Here is a 19,989-nt window from a genome sequence, read left to right on the forward strand (position 1 = left end):
GCGCTCCGGACCGCTCACGTCTTTCGGTGCCCCTCTTCGTAGACCGCCTGGAACAGCGCGTTGCTGATCTTCGACAGCGACATCAACGACAACGGTAGACCCAGCTTCTTCGCCAAAGCGACCAGCCGTCCATGCGTCACCTGTACGGGAAAGATCTCGGTGTCGGAGAACCTCAGGGCCATGACCTTGCCTGACGAGTCTGCTGCCGCACGCACCTCGTCACGACCATATACGCCCAGGTGTTCGAATCGCGAGAAGAGGGCGTCGGGTTCGTCGATGAGCACTTCGTCCAGCCGCGAACAGCCGATCGCCATCTTGCCCTGGTGCCTGGCCCCGCCTTCGCTGACGTACCAGAGGATCCTTGCGGGGACGCTCTCGCCTCGGTGGCCGGACGACCGATAGTAGACGTGCTCCCGGCTGATACCGAGCACGTCGTCGCGGGGCACGAGCATGGCCGGAACGTTGAACAGCTCTGTTGACCAACGGGGTTTGACGGGAGCGATGAAGGACGGCAGCGCCGTGTCCATGAACTTCGCCGGCCACAGCATCCGCTCGGCGACGCTCGTGATCTCCGCCGACGCCCCGGAGCTCAGATGAGGCACCGCACGCGCCGCCCGTTTCGCGATCTCTCCGGCCACCTCTGAGACGGCTTCGGCCGATCCGCACGCATCCACCAGGAGAGCGGTGAAGCTGCTGGCGTCTTCAGCGAAGCCGTCAGCCCCGGCAGCCTCCGCAGCGGCCGTGGAAAGGTGAGTATCGGCGATGCGGACGACCTGGGCCTCTCGCTCCCGCCCCAGCCTTTTGAGCATGAAGAGCAGCTGCCGGGCGAGTGTCTCCTCCAGCGGGTGAGCTGCCGTCCGCAGGATCGGGACGTTCAAAGTGCGACCGTCCAGCGCCCACGCGTACAGGGCAGCAGGGCGCCCTTCCCCGTCACGTAGCAGCTCCCTGCGCCACAGAACTCCGTCACCCGAGAGCGCCTTCAGTCGCTCGGTAAGCACGGCCCCACTGTCGTGTCCGTTCTGGTCGAAGAAGGCGACCAGCTCCGCCTCGGTGCCGGGTTCGACCTCTTCGGTCGAGAAGGCCGTGCCCATCAGATCTGCCGGGCGGTACAGCTGGGCTTGGCGCAACTCGTCCACATGAAGCGTCACAGCCGCGGGCGAGACCACCCTGACGCGGGCGACGCCCCAAGCGACGTCTGCCAGCCGTGCCAGCTCAGGATCGCGGGTGACCAGCACTTGGAGGCCGGCGCAGGATGTCTCGGCCACGTACGCCAGGCGTCGGTGCAGTTGGCCATCGGACGGCACGTCCGGGACGTTCTTCTTGACGGCGTCGACCAGTTCTTCCTGGCGGGCCGCCACCACCGCACCGGGTGGCGACAGCGACCGCAGACCGGCCAGACCAGCACGCTGGTGCTGACGCTCCTCACGGCTCTTGATCTCACGAACGTCGTGGAGGAGTTGCGGCGTGACCGCAAGCTCAATCAGGTCGGCAAGCCATCCTGCTTCAAGCGCCCGTGACTCCTCGACGGCCTGTTCCGCCCCGGCGCCGTGCAGTCCGGCGAAGACACTGTGATCGACGGCCACCACCAGCAGGGCATCGCTCTTGACCTCGGTGAAAAGATCCTGATGACCGAGATCGAGCCACCAGGCGTCGAGGGTTTCCTTGTCCTTGCCGCGCCCCAGGCTCTCGCCCTTCGGAATGAACCCCAGGGCGGTCCACATAGCGCTGAGCCCGTAGTCGCGTCGGCACTTCGCGCGGATGCCGAGCCTGTGCGCGTGCCGCTCCCGGATCGCCCCCACCAGCAGACGGGCAATGTTCCTTCCTCGGTGCTCCTCGGCCACACACAGGTGCGCGAGGCGGACATAGGGGTTCCGCTTGGGTAGCCCGAAGAGCGCGTAACCGACGACTTCACCGTTTTCCACGGCGGCCAGCAGACCGTCGTCCTCGGCATGCTTGCGGTAGGCCGGCGGCGTGAGCAAGCCCAGGAATTTCGTGTACCGGTCCCCCAAGGCGATGACGGCATCGAGTAACTCGGACTGCTCCCCCGCCACTGACAGCACCTTGATCGCCATGTCTCCCCCTCCGATTACCCCACTCAGACTGATCACGGCCGACCGCATCCTGCCCAGGATCAGGTCTCAAGCCACCGATCGACCAAAACCGACAAGGCCGCACCAAATCGCTCCCCACGAAGGGAGATCGGACGACGCGTCGTCCCGAAAACGCTGAAAGTTTTGGACAGCAGTCAGGCCATGGAGGCATTCGAGCAGGTCAGAACCTTTCCGCTCCCCCAACCACCAGGTGCCTTCTAAGCACTTGGCCGCAGGTTCGAGTCCTGCCGGGGGCGCACCAGATCAGACCCTCCTTCGGGAGGGTCTTTTTGCTGGTCGGGGGCGACCGGCGAGAACAGGACCAACACTTCGGTGCCACCGGGTGACAGGCCGGCCCACGTGACGCGGGCGGGGTGGGCGGGGTGCGGCGAGGGAACCGCGCGGGGATGGCGCGGCCACCTCCAGGGCGGCGGTGAGGACTTCCCGGGTGGCTGATTCGGAGCGCTCAAGCGAAGGGGCGTCAGCGCGCCACCGAGGGGAAAGTGCAGGTCGCGCTATATCACCCCACCTAGGTGCGCACTACATCCATATGGAGGTGTGAGCGATGTCAAGCCATTGACAGTCTGTGTCCGGGACCGCACATACTGTTGATCATGTTCTGCCCCGCCGGGTCGGCGACCCGTGGGGCGCACTCCCTGATCACGCTTTGGAAGCCTCGCCATCGTCGCCGAAGGCGTCCGCCGGTCCCGCCCGTGAATCACGGCTGCACCCACGGTGAGTGGTGACACAGAGGGAGTTCAGGGATGTCTCAACGGATCGACCCGCGCCGCGGAAGACCCTACGGCCCGAATGCGGGCCCCGAAGCACCGGTGACCGGCGGCGCCGCGAGGCTTGAGGGCTGCGATCGGGCGGCGGGCACGGGCGCATCGGCCGAAGCCGGGCAGCAGGTCGGCGCCCTTTCCGGCGAGCGGGGCGGGGCGCTCGCCGTACCGCCCCTCAGCCCTCCCGGCGCCCGGCGGCGAGACCGGCGGCTCCCGGCCCCGACGGAGGCCGGCCGGCCGCTGCCCCCGCCCGCCCCGGCGGTCTCCGTGGAAGTACTCGACCCGGCCCATCCGGACGCCGCCTACTGCCTGGGCACCTACACCTCCGAGCTGCACGGAATCCTCGACGGCGGTTTCGACCCCGCGAACAGCCTGCTGCCCGACCTGGCACCACTGCGCGCGCCCCGCGGACTGTTCCTCGTCGCCCGGCTGCACGGCGCGCCGGTCGGGTGCGCCGGTCTCAAACTCCCGCCCGGGGAACCCGCGGAGATCAAACGGCTGTGGGTCAGCCCCCGCGCCAGAGGACTCGGCCTCTCCCGGCACCTCCTCGCCGCCCTCGAAGGGCACGCCGCCCGTCACGGCAGGGACCTGATACAGCTCGACACCAACAACGCCCTGCAAGCGGCCGTCCGGCTCTACCGGAGCAGCGGTTACGTCGAGGTCCCCGCCTTCAACGACGAGCCCTACGCGAACCTCTGGTTCGGGAAGCGGCTCTCCCCCACGGGCACGGCGGAGAACCATGGTGACGCCTCCCGGCCATGCACCAACGGCGGTTCGGTGGCGTCTCTCCCCCCGGCTCCCGCCCCTGCCCTCCGTCACTCGATCCCGCCGCCCTCCGCCGCCCGGACCAGGCCGGTGCCCTCCGCCGCCGGCCGGTGCAGGAACTCACCGAAGTCCCCCGCTCCGTAGAGCGATCCCACCGGACGCGCCGAACGCGCCGCGTCCGCCACAGGAGAGGGCGGCAGGCCCGTTCGAAGTGGTGCGGAAGGACCACGAGCGGCCGACGGGGCGGGCCCGTGGCTCCGGGCCCGGCCCGCAGCGGAGGCGCCTCCGTAAGGGAAGCGCCTCCGCCCGCTCCCCGCGCGGCGCCGCCCTCCCCGCCCCACCTCCCCACCGCACCCCGCGCGGTGACGCCCGATGAGATCATGACCCCTTGCGCCGCACCCGGCGGGCCAGGCCGGCGCCCCGCGCGGGCGGACACAGGGCGACGGAGGGGGACCAGTGAGCGAGGCGTGGATACGGGTGCCCGTGGGGGCCGAGGCGGGGCGGTGGGACACCCGGGGGTCGGTGCGACGGGTGCTGCTCGTGGTGCACAACGTGACGTCCGCGACCCGGCTGCTCGACGTCCTGCCGTTGCTTCGCGACTGGCGTATCCAGTTGCTGGCCACCTGCACCGGTTCCTCCCCCTTCCAGGCCGGCGTACCGGAACTGCTGGCCGAGGTCGGGGTCCCCGTACTCCCCTGGGCACAGGCGCTGCGGACGCGGGTGGATCTCGCCGTCTCCGCCAGCTTCGGCGGCCAACTCCATGAAATTTGCGGGAAGTTGGCCGTTCTGTCCCATGGTGTCGGATATAATAAGACACTGGCGACGCCGGACGCCGGACGCCGGACGCCGGACGCCGGACGCCGGACGCCGGACGCCGGACGCCGGACGCCGGACGCCGGACGCCGGACGCCGGACCCGGTGTTCGGGATGTCGGACGCGTGGCTGCTCGTGGACGGGGAGCCGGTCGCGGACGCCATGGTGCTCTCGCATCCGGAACAGCTCACGAGGCTGCGGGCGGCGTGCCCGGCCGCGGCGCACACCGCCGTTCTCGCCGGGGACCCCTGCTTCGACCGGATGCTGGACGCCCGTCCCTACCGCGACCGCTACCGCCGGGCCCTCGGCCTGCGGGACGGGCAGCGGCTCGTCGTCCTCAACTCCACCTGGAATCCGGCCTCGCTCTTCGGTGACGGCGGCGACGATCTGCTGCCGTCCCTCCTCCCCCGCCTGACCGGCGAACTCCCCGCCGACGACTATCGCCTCGCCGCCGTCCTCCACCCCAACATCTGGCACGGCCACGGCCCCGGCCAGGTACGGGCCTGGCTGGAGCGGGCGCGCCGCGGCGGGCTGGCGCTCCTCGACCCGCTGACCGACTGGCGGCAGGCGCTCCTCGCGGCCGACCTCGTCCTCGGCGACCACGGTTCGGTCACCTACTACGCCGCCGCGCTCGGCACCCCCGTCCTCCTCGGCGCCGCCCCGCTCGACGGCCTCGACCCCGCCTCGCCGGTCGCGGACTTCGTCCGCACCGCACCCCGCCTCGACCCGCTCCGGCCCCTGCGCCCGCAGTTCGAAACCGCGATCACCGCCCACCGTCCGCACCCCGGGCCCGCCGCCCTCACCACCTCCGTCCCCGGAAAGTCGGCCGCCCTCCTGCGCACCCTCTTCCACGACCTCCTCGGCCTGACCGAACCCGACGCCCCCGCCCTCCTCGACCCGCTGCCGCTGCCCGCGTACGACCCGCCGCACCACACCACCGCGCTCCACGTCCTGACCCGGCTCCTCGGCCCGTACGAGGTGGCGCTGCGCCGCTACGCGGAGCCGTCGTACGAACCGGAGGAGACGGAGGGGGACCCGGAGGGGCGGGGCGGCGCCCCCGTCCAGGCGCACACGGCGGCCCATGAGGACACCGCGGACCGGGCGGCGGTGGCCGCGGCGGATGTGATCTTCCGTCACGGTCCGGACGGCGATCCGCGGTTGGGCCCGCCCGCGGCCTGGTGCGCCGAGGTGCTGGCCCGTCACCCGCAGGCCACCCTCGCCTGCTACGTCAGCGCCCCCGGCACCTGCACCGTCCGCACCCGTACCGGCGTCGCCCTCACCCTCACCGCCGACGCCGCGGCCGCCGACCCCGCCGCCCACGCCTCGGCGCTGTTCGCCTGCCTGTCCGCCGGTGCCACACCGCGGAGCCTGATCGCGAACGGCCTGACGGTACGGACGGCCCGAGCCCGCCACCGGGTCACGGTCGCCCCGGCCGCCCCGGCGACGGAGGGCACCGGAACCCTCGGGTGACCAGGCGCGGGCACCGCCGGTCCGGAACCTCGGGTGACGGGAGGAGACGCGGCCCGTCCGGAGAACGTCGAGGCCGCCCCGGCGAGCGGCGGCAGCCAGGACCGCGGGCCCGTCCGGAATCGCCGGTGACCGCGGGTGGAGGGACGGCCTGCCCGGAACCTGCGGGTGCCCACGGCAGAGGGGCGGCCCGTCCGCCCAGCGGCGGCCCGCACCGGTGCCCGGCGGCAGCGTTCCGGGGAGCCGAAGCCCGCCGCCCCGGCCCGCTACCGCCCCCCGTCCCCCTCGACGGTCCCGCGCAGCTCCCGCAGGCGGATCAGGTGGTACCCCGCGCCGCCCTCGCCGAGCAGTCCGGCGGCCTCCTCGAAGTGGGCCCGCGCCTCCTGAAGCCGTCCGGCCTCGCCGCACACCTCACCGAGGTCGGTGAGAGCGCGGGCGGTGTTGTACGGGTCCTCGGCACGGAAGAACTCCAGGGCCCGCCCCAGCCACCGTGCGGCCTCGTCGTAACGGCCCAGACCGCGCAGCGCCCGGCCCCGGTGGCGCTCCAGCAGGGCGCGGGCGCGCGGGACACTGGCGCGGTCCTTGCCGTCCTCCGGGACGGTGACGAGGACGGCGTCGGCCTCCTCGAACAGCTCCAGCGCCTCGGCGTACCGCCACTGCCGCAGCCGCAGCAGGCCCAGGGTCTCCACCGCGGTGGCCTGTCCGAGGCGGTGCCCGGCCGACCGCGCCGCCCGTGCCGCGTTCCGGAACTCCTCCTCGGCCTCGGCGAAGTGGTCGGAGCCCTTCTCCATGAGGGCCATGGCGAGTTGGGTGTGCATCCGGGCCCGCACCCCGGCCGGCCCGCCGGACACCTCGGGCCCCGGCGTGCCGTCCGCCCCGGGCGCCAGGGTGCGGGCCGCGCGGACGCCCGCCCGCAGCGCCGGCAGGACCTCCTCGTGGCGCCCGGCCTTGAGCTGCACCGCCCACAGCGCCTCGCACAGCTGCCAGACGCTGTCGTGGTCGCCGTACGCCTCCGCCGCCGACACCGCCGCCACCAGCGTGGGCAGCTCGCAGTCCAGGACGCCGAGCGCCGCCCGGGGACCGTCGTACGGGCCCCGCGGCAGCAGCTCGTAGAGCGGGCCGAGGTGCCAGCGCTCCGGCAGGGCGGCGCGGTCGGCCGACACCGCCAGGCGCAGCGCCCAGGTCACCGTGCGGGCGACGGCGGCGGCGCACCCGTTCGGCCGGTCCTCCTGGGCGGCGAGGGCCTCCGCGTGCTGCCGGACGAGGGGACGGTGGTGGTACCGCACCCCGTCCCGGGTCTCCAGCAGGCCGCGCTCGGCCAGTATCCCCAGGAGGCGTTCCGCCTCCGCCTCGGTGGTCTCCGCGGTGGCCGCCGCCTGCGCGGGCCCGACGGCCGGCCAGGGGTGCAGGGCCAGCAGCCGGTGGAGCCGGGCGGCGTCCGCGGGGAGCGCCCGGTAGGCACCGTCGACGGCGGCGCGCACCGGGTCGGGGTCGCCCGCGGCGGGCAGCCCGAGGGGCGGTGCCCCGCCGTCCGGGCCGGGATCCCGCGTCAGATCCAGGGAGGCGGCGGCGGTCCGCAGGGCGTACGGGGAGCCGCCGCACCGGTCGAGGATGTCCTGGAGCACGGCCGCGTCGTCGCCGCGCCACCGCAGTCCGGTGAGATCACCGAGGAGGGACCGCGCGTCCTTGGCGTCGAGCGGCCCGACCGGTACGGGCACGGCGTCGAGCCCGGCGAGCGGACGGCGTGCGACGACGACGGTGAAGACGCCGGGCGCGCCGCTCAGCAGCGGCCCGACCTGCGCGGCCGAGCGGGCGTGGTCGAGGACGACGAGCAGCCGGCGGTCCGCGACGAGGGTGCGGAACAGGTCGGCGCGGTCCTCGGCGGCGGGCGGTACGTCCTCGTCGTCCACGCCCAGGGCGCGCAGGAAGCGGCGGAGCGCGGCGGGGGCGTCGAGACCGCCGCCGGCCCGCAGGTCGAGGTAGAGCTGACCGTCCGGGAAGCGGTGGGCGTTCCGGCTGCCCCAGTGGATGGGTACGGCACTGGTGCCGATGCCGGCGGGCCCGTACACGACGGCGACGCGGGGCAGGCCGTCCGCCTTGCGTCCGGCCTCCTTGTCGAGCTGTTTGAGGGGCAGGCGGCGGTCGGTGAAGAAGCGCACGGTGGCGGGGAGCCGGCGCGGCACCTCCGTCGGCCGGACGCGGACGGGCGCGGTGCGGAAGAGGACGCCGAGGGCGCGGGCGTACTCGGGATCACCGGCGGCGGCGCCGGCCAGCGTCGCCGCCAGCTCGGCGCGCTCACCCGCCCCGACCGGTGCGGGGACCTCGCGTCCGGTGATCCGGCGGGCGAGCGCGCCGAGCGATTCCCAGCCACGTTTGCCCGCTTCTGTCGCCATGGACGCCGCCATGGTGGACAACAGGGCCGAAACCGCCCCCATCGACGTGGGATCCAGCATGCCGTCACTCCCCCCGTACGCCGCCCCGCATCCCTGCCGGGCGGCCGTGCCGATCCGTATCTCCGCCTGCGCTCCACGGTAGTGGCGAACCTCCGCGCGCCGCGTCCTTCCGCACATCCTGCCGCGAGCGGCGCCCGCCCGGAACACGCCTCGGCCGAGACCTCACCCCAGGCACCCCACGGCTCACTCCGGGGCACAACTGACGCTCCGTCCATTCCCGTACCCGCTGCGCCTTCTGACGCCATATCGCCCTACCGAACGAATCGTTGGCCGTATCCACCTCGCCGATAAATGTTTATCTTTGGCTGGTTTGCATATGACTCTGGTCACGTGAGGTCCGTAACCAGATTGCGAATGATCATTACCGGGCAGACCGTGTGGGCCCGGACTGTCTGGTTCCGGCCTACCCCCCGACCGGGGCGCCGGATGCTACCGGCGCACCGGACTGTCTGCCCCTCGGAGTTGAAACATGGACAACCACCTCGTCATCGACGCGGCCGTCCCCGGCCAGTCCGGGTTCGACGAGAAGCAGGTCCCCCTCTACTACACGCGCAAGACCTCCGACATCCTGCACAAATACGGCCCCGGGCCACGTGTGCACTTCCATATGGGGATATTTGCCGAAGGCGACCACCCCAACACCACGGTCGCGCAGCGCGTCCTCCGGCGGCGCATCGTCGCCTCGCAGGAAGCCGTACTCGACCACGCCGCCAGACTCTGGGACATCCCGCGCAACCCGCCCGGCCACCTCCTCGACATCGGCTGCGGCGTCGGCGGCGGCTCGATCTACTGGGCGCAGACATACGGCGCCCAGGTCACCGGAATCACCGTCACCGGCGAACACATACCGGTCATCGCCGACTTCGCACGGCAGGCCGGAGTCAGCGACCGGATCACGCCAGTGCTCGGCGACGTCCACGACCTGACCGACGAGAACCGCTACGACGGCGCCGTGGCCATCGAAAGCTCCGGCTACATGGACCGCGAGCGGCTCTTCGCCGTCGTGGCCAAGGCCCTCAAGCCGGGCGGCTGGTTCGGCATCCAGGAGCACTTCCTGTGCCGCCCGGAGTGGACCGAGTTCATCGACGGCTACTACAAGACCCGCCTGGGCACCCTGACCGAATACCTCACCGCCGCCCACGCGGCCGGTCTGGAGCTGGAGCAGGACGAGGACATCACCGACCGCGTCGCGGAGTTCTGGATGCAGTCGATGGCCTGGAGCACCGCGGAGGTGGAGACGATGGACCGTACGGGCGTGGCCTCCCCCATCGCCCGCGACCGGCTGCTGGAGTCGGAGCGCACCCACGGCAAGCTGTTCCGCATCTGGCGTGACCACGCGGTCGAGACGCGACTGCTCCTCTTCCGCCTGGGAGGCAACTGACCATGAGCCTCGCCCCCGGCACCCGTACCGCCCCCGACGGGGACCGTACCCGGCCCTCCCCCATCGGCTGGCAACTCCCGCCGTTCTACTGCCCGATCGCCACCCTCGGCGACATCCACCCGCACTACGCCGAGCTGGAACGGCGCGCCGTGGAGTGGATCGACGGCCACGGTCTCTACCCCGACCCCACGGAACGCGCGTGGGGGCTGGCCACCGACAGCGCGAGATTCAGCAGCCTGCTCATCCCGCGTGGTGAGCCGGAGTACCTGTTCATGTTCATGCTGTGGAACTACTGGGCCTACACGGTCGACGACTGGCTCGACTCCGGCAGCAACGCCACCGCCTCCGGCCAGGCCGTCGACGCCGGCATCCGGATGGTCCGCGCCCTGGAATACCCGGGCTCGTCGATGGCGCCCCCCGGCCCGGTGACCGAAGCGCTGCACGATCTGGTGGAGCGGACCCGGGCGCTCCTCACCCCCTGGCAGCTGCGCCGGTTCATCGACGGCACCCGGGACTGGCTGTTCGCCTCCGCCTGGCAGACCAGCAACACCGAACGCGGCGTCATGCCGTGCCTCAACGACTTCGCCGGTATGACCGTCTCGCTCAACGGCACCCGCTTCTCCCTCGCCTGGAGCGAGGCGGCCAACGGCGTCGAGCTGCCGCCCGACGTGCTCTGCTCCCCGGCGGTCCAGGCCGCGACCGACGCCGCGGGCTTCATCGTCAGCAGCGACAACGACCTGTTCTCCTACGCCAAGGAGGACCACCTGAAGTTCCCCGAGCAGAACCTCGTCAACGTCATCGCACACGAGCGGGGCCGCACCCCGGCCGAGGCACTGGCCGAAGCGGTCGGTCTGCGCGACCGGGCCATGACCCTCTTCCTCCGGCTGCGCGACCAACTCGCCGCAGGCGGCGACCCGATGATGCGCCGCTATCTGGAGCTGCTCGGCGACTACATCGCCGGATGCATCGTCTGGCAGAACGCGGCCCCGCGCTTCGCCAGCCCCCGCAACCGCAATCCGCTGCCGGTGCCGGGCGCGTCGTTCCACGTCACCTACCGGGACACGCCCAGCGATCCTTCGACGGACGCACCGCGGATTCCGGCGATCGCCTGGTGGTGGGAGCAGCTGACGGCCCCCGCCGCTCCCTGAGTGTGGTGTCCCGTCCCCACCGGGACACCCCCGCCAACGACGGAACGGCGGCACCTGCGTACCGCCGTTCCCGGTCGAACCCCCGGCCGCCGCGCGCTCCGTACGCCGCGGATCCGGGATCTCTCCCTCAGTGACCGCTGAACAAGCGGCGCCACCAGCTGCGCTTCGCCGGCACCGCCGGCACCGCGTGGGCCGTGACCGGCGGCCGCGGACCCGCGGCCTCGGGCAGCGGCTCCGAACGGCGCGGCGCGGGCAACTCCGTACCGGCGGTCTGCGTCGGCAGGCTCGGCTTCGGCGTGAACTTCACCGGCAGCTCGACCATATGACGGGACATCAGCGACGACCGGTACGGGATGTCGTGCTCGGCGACCGACAGCTGAAGGTCGGGCAGCCGGGCCAACAGCGTGTCGATACCGGTGTCGGCGATGGCGCGGCCCACGTCCTGACCGGGGCATTCGTGCGGACCGCCGCTGAAGGCGAGGTGCGAGCGGTTGCCGTGCACCGGCTCGGTGAGATCGGGCCGGATCTCCGGGTCGACGTTGCCCGCCGCCAGCCCCAGGAGCAGCATGTCGCCCTCCTTGATCCGCTGACCGCCCAGCTCCGTGTCGCCGGTGGCCCACCGTCCGAGGATGGTGGTGAACGGCGGCTCGTCCCACAGGACCTGCTCCAGCGCGTCCGGCAGCGTCATGTGACCGCCGGAGAGGCTGGCGCGGAACCGCCGGTCGGTGAGCACCATCCGCACCGTGTTGGCGATGAGGTTGGCGGTCGTCTCGAAGGCGGCGATCAGGACGACGCGGAGGTGCTGCGCCGCCTCGTCGTCGGTCAGGGCGGAGCGGTGCTCCAGCAGCCAGGTGGTGAAGTCGTGGCCGGGGTTGGCGCGCTTGCGCTCCACGAGCTGTGTCAGCGTCTGCATGACGAACTCGTTGCTGGCCACCGCGGTCTCGGTGCCCTTGAGCATGTCGCGGGCGGCCTCGACGAGCCGGGGCCCGTACGACTCCGGCATGCCCAGCAGCTGCGTCATCACCAGCATCGGCAGATGCTCGGCGAACCGGCTGACCAGATCGGCCTGGCCGGCGCCGGCGAACTCGTCGATCAGCTGGTTGGCGAAGCGGGTGACGTAGCGGCGGATGCCGCGCCGGTCGAAGCGGTTGATGGAGTCGGTGACCGCGGCCCGCAGCCGCTCGTGGTCGGCGCCGTCGACGAGGTTGCACACCGGCTGCCAGGCGGTGAGCGGGGCCAGCGGGTGCTCCGGGCCGACGCGGCCCTCCCGCATGTCCCGCCAGCGGCGCGAGTCACGCGAGAAGCGGGACGGGGTACGCGCCACGTCCAGGTTCTCGCGGTGCCCCAGCACCAGCCACGCCGGAAGATCGCCTTGCAGCAGCACCGGCGCGACCTGACCGTGCTCGGCGCGCAGCTTCTCGTACAGCCCCATCGGGTCGGCCTCGGCCTCCGGGCCGTACAGCCGGCGCAGCCCGTCCGGGCCGAGGCCGTGGGCCGGGCAGCCCGGGGGCGGGGTGGGGGAAGTGCTCACAGTGGCTCCTTGGCTCCTCGCCGGCTCACGCCACGGCGAGGGAATGCAGATACCGCATCAACGTCATCAGAACGTCGCGGCTTGACGGGCGCAGCCGGGCGTCGCAGTCGACTATCGGGACATCGGCCGGCAGATCGAGGGCGGCGCGGACCTCCTCGACCGGGTGCGTCGGCGCGTCCGGGAAGGAGTTGATGGCGACGACGAAGGGGACGCCGCGCTCCTCCAGCCGCCCGATGACGTCGAAGCTGACCTCCAGCCGGCGGGTGTCGATCAGCACGACGGCGCCCAGCGCACCGTCGAACAGGCCGTTCCACAGGAACCAGAAGCGCTGCTGGCCGGGGGTGCCGAAGAGGTAGAGGACGAGTTCGTCGTTGAGACTGATCCGGCCGAAGTCCATCGCGACGGTGGTGGAGGTCTTGCGTTCCACCCCGACGGTGTCGTCGACGCCGACACCGGCCTGGGTCATCGTCTCCTCGGTCGTCAGCGGACGGATCTCACTGACGGAACCGACGAGCGTGGTCTTGCCGACACCGAACCCGCCGACGATGACGACCTTGACCGCCGACGCCGCGGTATCCGGCAGTACGTCCTCGGTCCGTGGGCCCTCGGCAGGGTGCTCGACAAGCGTCTCAGAGCTTTTGAAGTCCATGGATCACCGCCTCAATAAGGGCACGGTCGGGAAGTTGAGCGGGGGGTACGGGTGCCCGTGCGACGACGCGGCCGTCCGCCAGCAGGTCACCGAGGAGGACGGTGAGCACGCTGACCGGCAGACGCATGTAGGCGGAGAGCTCCGCGACGGACAGCGGGGAGTGACACAGCCGCATGATCGTGGCGTGCTCGGGCTGCAGGCCCGGTTTGGGGGCGTTCTTGGACACGATCAGCGTGACCAGGTCGAGGGAGGCCGACTTTCCGGAGGATCCGCTGCGCCCGCCGGTGATCACATAAAGCCTCTCCGGGTTCTCGTCCTCCCAGCCCTCGTCCGCATCGCTCACTCCGGAGACCCTCTTCCCCCTCGGCGGGGACGCCGCATGTCCGCAACATGTTCGACGACCCCGCTCATACGACCTGTCCGTTGTGGCGCGGCGGGCTGCTCAGGTGCTCGCCGATGCGGGCTACGAGGTCCCGCATCCGCGCACCGATCAAGCCGGCGTCCACGTCCTCATCGGCCAGCACCGCGAGGTACGCTCCGGCACCCGCTGCCATCAGGTAGAAGAACCCGCCGTCCAGTTCGATCACGACCATACGCATCCGGCCGTCACTGCGCGGGAACTCCGCGGAAACCGCACCGGCGAGGCTCTGCAGCCCGGCGCAGGCGGCCGCCAGCCGGTCCGCGGTGTCGGTGTCGGTGCCGTGCTGAGCCATCCGCAGGCCGTCCGACGACAGCACGATGACATGACGGGTCTGCGGCACGCTCTCCGCGAGGTCCTTGAGCATCCAGTCCATGTTGGGCCGGTGCTGAATCATGGCTACTCACTCTTTTCCGACGACTCGTCACTCTCACGGGCTGTACCGGCCTCACCGGCGGGGCCGGTGGGCGCGGGCGTCTGACTCTCGCCGGACAGGCCACTCTGGAATGCCGCCAGCCACATACCGGGCTGCACGGGTGGTGCGTTGTCCGGGGCGGGGGTGGGGGCGGGAACAGCAACGGGGGCCGGCGCCGGGGTGGGGGCGGGGGCCGCCGGAGGCGTCATGGGGGCGCTCGCGCGGGCCTTGCGCCGCCGCTGCGGAAGGCCGGTGGCGGTCCGCTCCGTCACCACGGGGATGTCGTCCGCGGTGTCGCCGGGGTAGCCGCCGTTGACCGGTGCGGGGGCCGGCGCCGCCACGGGGGCGGGCGCGGGGGCCGGCGCGGGCCGGACGGTCCGGGCGGGGCTCTCGGTGCGGGCGGTCAGCGGGCCCGAGGAGGCGCCGATGCCGTGGGCCCGGCCGGTGGCGGGGGCGGTGGTGATCAGGTCCTGCGGGACGATCAGCACGGCGCGGACGCCGCCGTAGGCGGAGGTACGCAGCGACACCTGGAAGTTGTAGACCTGCGCGAGGCGGCCGACGACGGCGAGGCCGAGGCGCGGGGTCTCGCCGAGGTCGTTGACGTCGATGCCCTTCTGGGCCTGTTCCAGCATCCGCTCGGCGCGCTTGCGCGCCTCCTCGCTCATGCTGACGCCGCCGTCCTCGATCTCCACGGCGATACCGGACTGCACCTCGACGGCGGTCAGGTGCACCCGGGTCTGCGGCGGGGAGTAGCGGGTGGCGTTGTCCAGCAGCTCGGCGAGCGCGTGGATGAGCGGCTCGACGGCGGGGCCGACGACGGCGACCTCGGAGACCGAGTGCAGTTCGACGCGCTGGTAGTCGAGGATGCGGGACATGGCGCCACGCAGCACGCTGTAGAGCGGGACGGCGCGGCTCCACTGACGGCCGGGGCGGGCGCCGCCGAGGACGGCGATGGAGTCGGCGAGACGTCCGATGAGGGCGGTGCCGTGGTCCAGCTGGAGCAGGTCGCCGAAGACCTCGGGGACGTGGCCGTGGCGGTCCTCCATCTCGCGGAGTTCCTGGGCCTGCTGGTGGACGATCGCCTGGACGCGCCGGGCGATGTTCACGAACGCGCGCTGGGCGGCGTCACGGAGGTCCTCCTCCGCGACGACGGCTTCCATCACGGACCGCAGGACGGCCTGGTGGGCGCCGTGGAACTCGGGGGTGAGCTCCGCCTCCTTGGCGTGCTTGCCGAGCCGCTCCACCATGGCGTTGAAGACGTCTTCGGGGAACTCGCCGCGGCTGAGCCGGTTGACCATCTCGGGCAGCAGGTCCTTGGCCAGGCGGATGGTCTCCGACTCCTGGCGCGACAGGGACGTGCGGTACTCGCGCTCACGCTGCCGCAGTCCGCTGATCACCGCTGCGCGGCGGGCCAGTTCGGCCGTGACCAGTGCGACCGCCACGGTGGCGATGACCCCGACCCAGGCGACCGGCGTGGTCGCCTGGGAGGGGACCGTCACCGCGGCGATAACTCCGGCCACGGCCGTCACCGCGGCGGGCACCACCCATGCGAGAACCGAGACGGGACGTGACCCCCCGGGTGACGATCCTTCTCGAACCATCTGCACCCTCAAAACCCTCAAACATTGAAAGATCGGGACGACTTGCCGGGCCCGCGGCACAACGGACAGCGCTGTCACGGGCGTTACCGTGCAACGCTTCCAGGGGGGCGGCGGACCGGAAGTAGCATAACCGGGTTTGATCGCAGGCTGACGCCAGGTCACTACGCCCTGAACAAGCGGAAATCGAACCTCCCCTTCATATTCGACACTCCGTCAGTTCTCTTCCGAATACGGGTGAGTCGTGTCATCGGACGCGCTTTCGGCGCTCCGGCAGGGATGGTCCGGCAGTGCGATGCGCCGGGTGGCCGCCACCGCGCGCCTGGTCCGGCGGCACATGCCCCTGGTGTGTTCGACGGAGCGTGGCGGGCGTCGACCGTCCGCCGGTCGCGGGGTGCCAAAGACTCTCCGACCTGGTGTCCGCCGCGCCGTCGCAGGGTGACGTAGGGCCGTCTCCGCCGTTCGTGGCGGACGGGGGCGGGACAGGGCGTCCCGGGCGGCGGAGAGTTCACCCTTGAGGGGGTAGGCGCCCTTTGGCGCCCCGGGGGCATACGCCGCATCCGGGGCGTCGCCGCCCGCCGGGGCGGGCGGCGTTCCGCTACAGACGTACGGTCCGGCGGGGCGGCTCCTTGGCGTCGGAGAGGAGGCCGCGGAGGGCGGCGAACTCGTCGACGCACTTCGCGGTGCCGTTGACGACGCAGTCCAGCGGCTGGTCGGCGACGGTCACCGGCACCCCGAGCTCCTGGCGGAGCCGCTGGTCGAGGCCGCGCAGCAGGGCGCCGCCGCCGGTCAGGGCGATACCGCGGTCGACGATGTCGCCGGACAGCTCCGGCGGGCACTCGTCCAGGGTGCGGTGGACCGCGCGGACGATCGCGTCGACCGGCTCGGCCAGCGCCTCGCGGATCTCCTCCTCGGTGACCTCCTGGACGCGCGGCAGGCCGCCGACGTGGTCACGGCCGCGGACGGTGTACGTGGTGGGGCGCTCGGGGACGCCGTCCTCGTCCTTGGGGACCGGGCTCCACACCGCCGAGCCGATCGCGATCTTGATGTCCTCGGCGGTGCGCTCCCCGATGGCCAGCGCGTGCTTCTTCTTGACGTACGTCATGATCGCGGCATCCAGGGCGTCCCCGGCGACGCGTACGGACTGGGCGGTGACCAGGCCGCCGAGGGAGATGACGGCGACCTCGGTGGTGCCGCCGCCGATGTCGACGACCATGCAGCCGACCGGTTCGGCGACCGGCAGTCCGGCGCCGATCGCGGCGGCCATGGGCTCCTCGATGAGGTGCACCTCGCGGGCGCCCGCGCCGCGCGCGGAGTCGATGACGGCGCGCCGCTCGACGCCGGTGATCCCGGAGGGGACGCAGATGACCACGCGCGGCCGGGAGAAGCGGCGGGTGGGCAGCGCCTTCTTCATCAGGGCGCGCAGCATCTGTTCGGCGGCGTGGAAGTCGGCGATGACGCCTTCGCGCAGCGGGCGCAGCGCGGTGATGCCGGACGGAGTGCGGCCGATGGTGCGCTTGGCCTCGGCGCCGACGGCGATGACGTCACCCGCGGCGTTGACGGCGACGACGGACGGTTCGTTGAGCACGACGCCTTTGCCGCGTGCGTGGACCAGGGTGTTGGCGGTGCCGAGGTCGATGCCTATGTCGTACGTGCCGGACGAGGTGCTGGACGCCATGGGAGGTTCGTTCGCTCTTTCTCAACTGGATGACAGGACCCGGCGGGGCCAGGTCCTCGGACATCGCGGCCCAGACGGCACCAAGGGATCACCAATGGCGTCAATTGCGGGCATTTATCAAGACTACTGGGGGCGCGGATTGGTTCCTGCGGTGGGGAAACGGGCGGGCCACCGGGCGGGTTCCGGCCGGGGCGCGCCGGGGAGTTCCCGCGCCGCGCCCGGGGCGCGGGCCGGTTCCGTGGGCGCCCCCGGGGCGGGCCGGTTCCGCGTACGTGCCGGTGCCTCGGCCCGGGGGCGTCGCGGGGCCGCCGGTCAGTGGCTGCTGCTGCCGAGTCTGCCGCGGGCGGCGCGGTTGCGGCCGCCGGGGCCGCGGGAGAGGGCGTGGGCGAGGTCGTCGAGGGCGTCAAGGAGGAGGTCGGCGCCGCGCAGGGCGACGCCCTGGCTCTCGTCCTCCGCGTCCCAGCGCTCCCAGACGGCGCGCAGTTCGCTCCAGTCCAGCTCCTCGCGGTCCAGGACCGCCCGGGTGGCGCGTTCGAGGGATTCGCGCAGTTCGTAGGCGAACGCGGTGGCGCCGACGGAGGGTTCGGCGTCCTTCTTGGGGAGGTGGGCCTCCAGGATCATCGCGACGCGGCCCATGGTGGCGAGTGCGGTGGTCGCCGCGGCGGCCGAGGTGCGGGACAGTCCCCGGTGGCGTACGGGTTCCTTCTCCGCGCGGGCCTCGCTCTCCTCCCAGGCGGCGCGGGCGGCGCGGGAGTCCAGCAGGGCGTCGCGGACCTGGCGGGGGCGGCGTTCGGCGGGGCGGGCGTGGAGTTCGAGGACGGCGAGGGCGTAGCGGCCGTTGGCGTCGAGCCAGTCGGCGAGGCGGTTGCGGAGCCGGGGCGTCTCCCAGGTGGGGAAGAGGGCGTAGGCGGCCATGGCGAGGAGTCCGCCGACGAGGGTGAGGACGACGCGTTCCAGGACGGTCTGTTCCCAGCCGGCGCCCGCGATGCCGAGGAGGAAGACGACGTACGCCGCGACGCACGCCGAGGTGACGGAGACGCCGGTGCGCATGAGCAGGTACATCAGCAGGACGCAGGCGAGGGCGAGGGCGGCGGCGACGTAGGCGCCGGGGTGGAAGAGCGCCATCAGGGCGCCGCCGACGGTGACGCCCACGAGGGTGCCGCAGAACCGGGCGACGCCGCGGGCGTAGGTCTGGGCGAAGTCGGGGCGCATCACCATGACGGAGGCGAGCGGCGCCCAGTAGCCGTGGCCGAAAGGGAGCGCGGTGCCCAGCAGGTAGCCGGCGGCGGCGACCACGGTGACCCGTACGGCGTGCCGCAGGATGCGGGAGGACCAGCGCAGTTCGCGGTGGAGGGAGTGCAGGGCGACCGGGATCAGCCGGGGCACGCTGGGGCGCAGCAGGTGGCCGCGTTCCTCCTCGGTGGTGGGGCGGGTGGACTCGACGGGCTCGTCGGTGGATTCGACGGCGTCGGCGAGGAGGGCGATCAGGCGGTACGCGGAGCGGCGGGCGGCGCCCTTGAGTACGGGCCCGGACTCGGGGACCTCCAGGGTGGCCATCGCCTCCGGGGGCAGCCGGACGGGACGGTCGTGGCGGATGGCGTGGGCGACGGCGTCCAGGACGGTGCCGGCGGCGCCCAGCAGGTCGCGGGTGCGGTCGCGTTCGGGGCCCTCCAGGGGCGCGCCGACGACCGGGTCGGCGAGGGAGGCGAGGACCGGCCGGATCTGTTCGGCGATGCCGCGGGGTCCGTGGAGCTGGACCGGGCGCCGTTTGGCCTGGCGCGGGGTGACGGCGGAGGCGAGCCGGGCGTCCATGAGGGGCTGCGGGTCGAACGGGGCGACGGGGTCGTGGCGCAGCCGCCGGGCGTAGTCGGCCTCGGCGGCGAGCGCGTCGGCGAGGGCGTCGCGCTGGACGCCCCAGGGGCGCACCGGGAAGACGATGATCAGCGTGGCCTGGATGAGGCCGCCGAAGGCGATCAGGGCGGCGTGTTCGAGGGCGCCGAGCACGGAGGTCGGCAGGGTGACGGTGACCAGCATGATCGAGACGGTCTGGGTGCCGACGAGTCCGGAGACCGGGCCGATCGCCCAGGCCAGCCCGGCGAGGAAGGTCCAGCCCGCGAGCAGCAGGAGGAAGGCGAGGAGGTGGGCGGCGGCGAGATAGCCGAGGAAGGTGGAGAGGGCGCAGCCACCGGCGACGGCGAGTGCGAGAACGGGGCGCGGGCGCCAGCTGCGCTGGAAGGTGACGATGCCCGCGGCGAAGGCGCCGAAGGCGGAGGAGACGGCGAGGGTGGGCGTCCCGCGCCACAGGCAGAGCCCGATGACGAGGGCGACACCGGCGGTGCCGCGCACCGCGATGACCGGGGTGAGTTTGGCCCGCTCGATGGTCAGCCCGGAGCGGGCGGTCTGCTTCAGCGCGCGCGACCAGGTCATACCGGGAGAATACGGTCTGAAATCCCGCGATTCGGGGCGGTGGGGACCGGCGCCCGGCGTGGCGTCGGGGCCGTGCGGGAGGCCGGGCTCCGGTCCCGGCCGGGGCGCGGCGCGGGGGCGCGGCGCGGGGGCGCGGCGCGGGGGCGCGGCGCGGGGCGGCCCCGCCCGCGGATGCGCGGGGTGCACCGGTCCGGTGCGCGTTCGTGGCCGCGCGGTTCCGATGCCGTACGCCGGGCCCCGTACGGCGGTGGGGAGGCGCCGTACCCGGGCGCACCCGGCGTGGACGCGCCTGTGACGCGCCCCGCGGGCGGAGCGTCTCCGGCGCGGCACCGGGCCGGGCCGGCCGCCGTGCCCGAGCGGCCGGTCCCGCCCGA

The 19,989-nt window shown here is 72.6% G+C and carries 13 protein-coding genes and 1 tRNA gene; 5 read left to right on the plus strand and 9 right to left on the minus strand.

Going from position 1 to position 19,989, the window contains the following annotated elements:
• Positions 1–14: 14 nt before the first annotated feature.
• Entirely contained in the window at positions 15–2,072 is a 2,058-nt protein-coding gene (locus ACZ4M8_RS03995; RefSeq protein ID WP_467603093.1) for a GNAT family N-acetyltransferase, read from the minus strand.
• 177 nt (positions 2,073–2,249) lie between these two features.
• Between ACZ4M8_RS03995 and ACZ4M8_RS04000 the strand changes: the two genes are divergently transcribed.
• The 3 genes from ACZ4M8_RS04000 (at position 2,250) to ACZ4M8_RS04010 (ending at position 5,920) form a co-directional block, all read left to right on the plus strand.
• Positions 2,250–2,347: transfer RNA gene (locus ACZ4M8_RS04000), tRNA-Arg, on the plus strand.
• 792 nt (positions 2,348–3,139) lie between these two features.
• Positions 3,140–3,781 carry a GNAT family N-acetyltransferase gene (locus ACZ4M8_RS04005; RefSeq protein WP_467603095.1) on the plus strand — a complete coding sequence of 214 codons (642 nt, stop codon included), beginning with the start codon at positions 3,140–3,142 and terminating at the stop codon, positions 3,779–3,781.
• 312 nt (positions 3,782–4,093) lie between these two features.
• A complete protein-coding gene (locus ACZ4M8_RS04010; protein ID WP_467603096.1) occupies positions 4,094–5,920 on the plus strand; it encodes a hypothetical protein in 1,827 nt (608 codons plus the stop codon).
• 263 nt (positions 5,921–6,183) lie between these two features.
• On the opposite strand, the gene ACZ4M8_RS04015 is transcribed toward ACZ4M8_RS04010, so the two are convergent.
• Complete coding sequence (locus tag ACZ4M8_RS04015) at positions 6,184–8,370, minus strand: tetratricopeptide repeat protein (RefSeq protein WP_467603098.1); 2,187 nt, start codon at positions 8,368–8,370, stop codon at positions 6,184–6,186.
• 469 nt (positions 8,371–8,839) lie between these two features.
• On the opposite strand from ACZ4M8_RS04015, the gene ACZ4M8_RS04020 reads away from it, so the two are divergent.
• Both ACZ4M8_RS04020 and ACZ4M8_RS04025 read left to right on the plus strand, forming a co-directional pair.
• The gene (locus ACZ4M8_RS04020; protein ID WP_467603099.1) at positions 8,840–9,751 is read left to right on the plus strand and encodes an SAM-dependent methyltransferase; all 912 of its coding nucleotides are present in this window, start codon (positions 8,840–8,842) and stop codon (positions 9,749–9,751) included.
• A 2-nt stretch (positions 9,752–9,753) separates the two neighbouring features.
• Positions 9,754–10,899, plus strand: a complete 1,146-nt coding sequence (locus ACZ4M8_RS04025; RefSeq protein ID WP_467603101.1) for a terpene synthase family protein — start codon at positions 9,754–9,756, stop codon at positions 10,897–10,899.
• A 127-nt stretch (positions 10,900–11,026) separates the two neighbouring features.
• On the opposite strand, the gene ACZ4M8_RS04030 is transcribed toward ACZ4M8_RS04025, so the two are convergent.
• The 7 genes from ACZ4M8_RS04030 to ACZ4M8_RS04060 all read right to left on the minus strand — a co-directional run bounded on the left by ACZ4M8_RS04030 (position 11,027) and on the right by ACZ4M8_RS04060 (position 19,615).
• The gene (locus ACZ4M8_RS04030) at positions 11,027–12,430 is read right to left on the minus strand and encodes a cytochrome P450 (protein WP_467603102.1); all 1,404 of its coding nucleotides are present in this window, start codon (positions 12,428–12,430) and stop codon (positions 11,027–11,029) included.
• A 25-nt stretch (positions 12,431–12,455) separates the two neighbouring features.
• Complete coding sequence (locus ACZ4M8_RS04035; RefSeq protein WP_467603104.1) at positions 12,456–13,079, minus strand: GTP-binding protein; 624 nt, start codon at positions 13,077–13,079, stop codon at positions 12,456–12,458.
• A complete protein-coding gene (locus ACZ4M8_RS04040) occupies positions 13,060–13,422 on the minus strand; it encodes a DUF742 domain-containing protein (protein ID WP_399090823.1) in 363 nt (120 codons plus the stop codon). Before ACZ4M8_RS04040 ends, ACZ4M8_RS04035 begins: the two co-directional genes overlap by 20 nt.
• A gap of 64 nt (positions 13,423–13,486) precedes the next feature.
• Positions 13,487–13,894, minus strand: a complete 408-nt coding sequence (locus ACZ4M8_RS04045; RefSeq protein ID WP_399090820.1) for a roadblock/LC7 domain-containing protein — start codon at positions 13,892–13,894, stop codon at positions 13,487–13,489.
• A gap of 2 nt (positions 13,895–13,896) precedes the next feature.
• The gene (locus ACZ4M8_RS04050; RefSeq protein WP_467603475.1) at positions 13,897–15,513 is read right to left on the minus strand and encodes a sensor histidine kinase; all 1,617 of its coding nucleotides are present in this window, start codon (positions 15,511–15,513) and stop codon (positions 13,897–13,899) included.
• Positions 15,514–16,108: 595 nt separating this feature from the next.
• Complete coding sequence (mreB, locus tag ACZ4M8_RS04055) at positions 16,109–17,188, minus strand: rod shape-determining protein MreB (protein WP_467603105.1); 1,080 nt, start codon at positions 17,186–17,188, stop codon at positions 16,109–16,111.
• A gap of 312 nt (positions 17,189–17,500) precedes the next feature.
• Positions 17,501–19,615, minus strand: a complete 2,115-nt coding sequence (locus ACZ4M8_RS04060) for an FUSC family protein (RefSeq protein ID WP_467603107.1) — start codon at positions 19,613–19,615, stop codon at positions 17,501–17,503.
• Positions 19,616–19,989 lie beyond the last annotated feature (374 nt).

This window comes from Streptomyces sp. NPDC027185 (assembly GCF_055567035.1).

Excerpts from the sequence above, each read along its gene's own strand:
- ACZ4M8_RS03995 (WP_467603093.1), bottom strand. The coding sequence starts at position 2,072 with ATGGCGATCAAGGTGCTGTCAGTGGCGGGGGAGCAGTCCGAGTTACTC.
- ACZ4M8_RS04050 (WP_467603475.1), bottom strand. The coding sequence starts at position 15,513 with ATGGTTCGAGAAGGATCGTCACCCGGGGGGTCACGTCCCGTCTCGGTT.
- ACZ4M8_RS04060 (WP_467603107.1), bottom strand. The coding sequence starts at position 19,615 with ATGACCTGGTCGCGCGCGCTGAAGCAGACCGCCCGCTCCGGGCTGACC.
- ACZ4M8_RS04025 (WP_467603101.1), top strand. The coding sequence starts at position 9,754 with ATGAGCCTCGCCCCCGGCACCCGTACCGCCCCCGACGGGGACCGTACC.
- ACZ4M8_RS04015 (WP_467603098.1), bottom strand. The coding sequence starts at position 8,370 with ATGCTGGATCCCACGTCGATGGGGGCGGTTTCGGCCCTGTTGTCCACC.
- ACZ4M8_RS04045 (WP_399090820.1), bottom strand. The coding sequence starts at position 13,894 with ATGATTCAGCACCGGCCCAACATGGACTGGATGCTCAAGGACCTCGCG.
- ACZ4M8_RS04020 (WP_467603099.1), top strand. The coding sequence starts at position 8,840 with ATGGACAACCACCTCGTCATCGACGCGGCCGTCCCCGGCCAGTCCGGG.
- ACZ4M8_RS04035 (WP_467603104.1), bottom strand. The coding sequence starts at position 13,079 with ATGGACTTCAAAAGCTCTGAGACGCTTGTCGAGCACCCTGCCGAGGGC.
- mreB (WP_467603105.1), bottom strand. The coding sequence starts at position 17,188 with ATGGCGTCCAGCACCTCGTCCGGCACGTACGACATAGGCATCGACCTC.